The sequence below is a fragment of the Acinetobacter sp. YH16038 genome (assembly GCF_013417275.1).
Classification (GTDB): Bacteria; Pseudomonadota; Gammaproteobacteria; order Pseudomonadales; family Moraxellaceae; genus Acinetobacter.
Genome location: NZ_VPEG01000089.1, coordinates 1 through 3,820, shown reverse-complemented (window position 1 = coordinate 3,820; position 3,820 = coordinate 1). Strand labels below are relative to the sequence as shown.

The following is a 3,820-nucleotide window of genomic DNA, read 5'->3' as shown; positions in this document are numbered from 1 at the left end:
CAATACCAGCGCACAGCCCAAAGAATGATTTCGCCCTGAAAATGCCGACCATGGAAAGGATTCATATGCTGCACCTTTAGCTAAAACAGTCTTCAGCTTACCATTCGTGGTTATTTGCAACAGTGCCCGTTGCACCTGTTGCAATAATCAGGGCATCACAAGTGAACTCTTCCATATCACCTTTTAGAACGAATGGACGAACGCTTAAATCAACTTCGTTGATATGGTCATAGACAATGTCAGTACCAAAGCGTTCAGCATGCGCTTGCATACGTTCCATGAGTGCAGGACCAGTTAGACCTTCAGGGTCACCCGGCCAATTGTCGACTTCGGTTGTTGTGGTCAACTGACCACCTAGCTGTAAACCGGCAATCAGCGTTGGCTTTAAGTTGGCACGTGCAGCATATACAGCTGCGCTATAACCCGCAGGGCCTGAACCTAGAATAATTAATTTAGAATGTCTCTTTTGCATTTAATATCACCTAGCGTTTACAAACTACGCTGATTCACACGTTTAGATAATTCTTCAGCCGATTCCTTACGTTCAGAATAACGATCTGTCAGGTATTTGCTTTGACCACGGGTCAGTAGGGTGAACTTAAATAACTCTTCCATCACATCCACAATCCGGTCATAGAAAGCTGAAGGTTTCATTCGTCCATCTTCTTCGAATTCCAAGAATGCTTTTGGAACTGAGGACTGATTTGGAATGGTGATCATCCGCATCCAACGACCCAAAATACGCATCTGGTTCAGGCTGTTAAATGACTGTGATCCGCCACTGACTTGCATCAAGGCAAGAGTTTTACCTTGGGTGGCACGGATTGCACCCCCTGCCAGTGGAATCCAGTCTATTTGTGATTTAAAAATTGAACTCATAGAACCATGGCGTTCAGGTGAACACCAGACCATGCCTTCTGACCATGCTAAAAGTTCATGCAACTCTTTTACTTTTGGATGCTCAGTATCCGCATCTTCAGGTAAAGGAAGCCCTTTAGGATGAAAGATTTTTACTTCCGCCCCAAAATGCTCCAGGATTCGACCGGCTTCAAGAACGGCAAGGCGACTGTAAGAGCGTTCTCGATTCGAGCCGTAAAGGAGCAAAATGCGAGGGGGATGAGCAAGTTCTTTTGCCTGAACTTTTTCAAAAGTCGGTTGCTCAAGAAGATTAAGATCTACGTTTGGGAGATTCATAGAATTAGGCCTCTTTAAAAACTTTTTTTCTCAGCCAGAGCGAAACACTCACCAAGGCAATCAACACCGGAACTTCGACCAATGGACCAATAATCGTGGTAAAAGCAACAGGTGAAGCGATACCAAAAGTGGCAATTGCGACTGCCAGTGATAATTCAAAATTATTCCCGGCTGCAGTAAATGCGATTGCTGTGGTCTTAGGATAGTCATTGCCCATCCATTTACTCATGAAGAAGCTGATAAAGAACATCAAAACGAAGTAAATGGTTAAAGGAACCGCGATTCGTAAAACTTCCAGTGGAAGACTCACGACATCACCACCTTTTAGGCTAAACATGGCCAGAATCGTGAACAGTAAAGCCATTAAACTCAGCGGGCTGATTTTCGGAATAAACTGAGTTTCATACCACTCTACCCCTTTTTGTTTCACCAGAATCCAACGCGTTAAGAAACCCAACAGAAATGGAATACCAAGATAAACCAGAACAGCATGGGTGATGGTCCAGAAATCAACATTAATGACCTGTGAAGCAACACCGAAATAAGGTGGCAGGAAGGTCAGGAATAACCAGGCATAGGTACTGAAGAATAAAATCTGGAAGATACTGTTAAAGGCAACTAAGGCTGCAACATATTGATTATCACCACAAGCTAGGCCATTCCAAACCAATACCATGGCAATACATCGAGCTAGACCAATTAGGATGACACCAGTCATATATTCGGGATAGCTATGTAAAAATATAATAGCCAGAGCAAACATCAGTACTGGGGCAATTAGCCAGTTTTGTATTAAAGATAAAGTTAGTGTTTTTTTATCTTTAAATACTTGTGGCAACGTCGCATAGTTCACTTTTGCCAGGGGGGGATACATCATCAGAATAAGACCAACTGCAATTGGAATATTCACAGAGTTGATACTTAATTGATCGAGTGCGACAGAAGCTTGCGGAAAGAAGTTTCCGATTGCAATACCTAGAGCCATGGCAATAAAAATCCATAGCGTCAGGTTACGATCTAAAAAGGATAAGCGTTTTTCAGACATATCTCTTACTCAACATTCGAAATTTTATTGATTTCAGCAATGAGTTCAGGACGAGAAAGTTTATTTACATCTAGGGCAAATAAAGCATCTAAACGACGGTTGATATGTTCAACAGTGGTCATAAAAGCTTTCATTTTTTCTTCTTTATTTACTTCCAGGTGTGAAGGATCAGCTAGGCCCCAATGTGCCTTGATTGCTCCACCCAAATAAAGTGGACAGGCTTCTTGAGCAGCAGAGTCACATACCGTGATCACAACATCAGGTTGGTACTGTTCACAGTCATCAATCGTTTTACTCCATAAACCTTCAGTAGATAACCCTAAGTTTTCAAGGGTTTCTAAAGTTAGCGGGTGAACTTGACCTGAAGGCTTACTCCCAGCGCTATAGGCTTTCCAACCTTCTGGTGCTCGGCTATTAAACAAAACTTCAGACAAAATGCTACGGCAGCTATTTCCAGTACATAAAAATAAAAATTTCATTGAATTACTCACAATAACTATTTACAGAAAGGGGGTGTTGATCATCCAGCTTTGATTGAGATTGAACCGTCTTCAAAATATCTAAAATTTCATAACACCAGTTGGCCAATTTTGGATTGATACTGTAGTAAACCCATTGGCCTTGTCTGCGATCTTGAAGTAGCCCTGAAGCACGTAAAAGGGCTAAATGTCTTGAAATTTTAGGTTGACTGAGTTGTAGTTTTTCAGTCAAATCACATACACATAGTTCTTTATTTTCAACAATTAATGTCACTATATTGAGACGTGTTTCATCTGATAAGCATTTAAAAAAATTAACTTGATCCATATAAGTCTCCTTCACATTCTTTCCATTCAAGAGATGAGAAAGTGCTATTTAATTCTTAGGCCATTTTCATCAATAATTTTTTCACCATCTTCTTTGCTAAATGCGCCTTTCTGAGGAAACGGGAGAATATCCAAAACAACTTCAGAAGGACGACACAAACGTGTACCTAAATCCGTAACAACGAATGGGCGGTTAATCAAAATAGGATGTTGAAGCATAAAATTTAAAAGCTGTTCATCAGACCAATCTTCCCGAACAATTTCTAAATCAGAATATGGAGGTACATTTTTACGAATTGCTTCTCTAACACTTAAACCAGCACTACGAATAAGTTCAATTAATTCTGCTTTCGAAGGTGGGGTAATTAGATATTCAATAACGATTGGTTCAATTCCTGCATTTTGAATTAAAGCTAAGGTATTCCTTGATGTACCACACTCAGGATTGTGATAAATCTTTATGGTCGAGAACATTTTGACTGACTCTGCTATTAGAAACTCAGATATATTTATATACGTATTTCCACATATATGCAAATACATATATTGATTTTATTTAAATTACTTAATGTCAATAAATGTATATATATTCTTGCAAATTCTTATGAGTGAGAAAAAACTCGTTATTTAAATATGTATATTTAGAGCATAGCCTAACGGAACAAAATAAAGTCTTAAAAAGCAACTCAAAAACCGTATTTATAGACTTAATATTTAATTTCGGTACAATATGTATTTAATTATCTAAACTCTAACGGTACAGAATGCCTAATCA

General features: G+C 39.3%; 5 protein-coding genes and 1 pseudogene. All 6 read right to left on the bottom strand.

The genetic code is table 11. The features are described from left to right. Positions 1-127: 127 nt before the first annotated feature. A pseudogene (locus FTV34_RS16655) lies at positions 128-472 on the bottom strand (FAD-dependent oxidoreductase); the annotation flags it as partial. A 17-nt stretch (positions 473-489) separates the two neighbouring features. Next, on the bottom strand, positions 490-1,194 hold the full coding sequence (gene arsH / locus FTV34_RS16650; protein ID WP_005253621.1) for an arsenical resistance protein ArsH: 705 nt from the start codon (positions 1,192-1,194) through the stop codon (positions 490-492). A gap of 4 nt (positions 1,195-1,198) precedes the next feature. Next, a complete protein-coding gene (gene arsB, locus FTV34_RS16645) occupies positions 1,199-2,239 on the bottom strand; it encodes an ACR3 family arsenite efflux transporter (RefSeq protein WP_010116223.1) in 1,041 nt (346 codons plus the stop codon). A gap of 5 nt (positions 2,240-2,244) precedes the next feature. Then, positions 2,245-2,718, bottom strand: a complete 474-nt coding sequence (locus FTV34_RS16640; RefSeq protein WP_004726772.1) for an arsenate reductase ArsC — start codon at positions 2,716-2,718, stop codon at positions 2,245-2,247. A gap of 4 nt (positions 2,719-2,722) precedes the next feature. Continuing rightward, positions 2,723-3,046: a metalloregulator ArsR/SmtB family transcription factor gene (locus FTV34_RS16635; protein WP_004644742.1), complete on the bottom strand. Its 324-nt coding sequence runs from the start codon at positions 3,044-3,046 to the stop codon at positions 2,723-2,725. Positions 3,047-3,090: 44 nt separating this feature from the next. Further along, positions 3,091-3,519 carry an arsenate reductase (glutaredoxin) gene (arsC, locus tag FTV34_RS16630; protein ID WP_004644743.1) on the bottom strand — a complete coding sequence of 143 codons (429 nt, stop codon included), beginning with the start codon at positions 3,517-3,519 and terminating at the stop codon, positions 3,091-3,093. Positions 3,520-3,820: the final 301 nt, after the last annotated feature.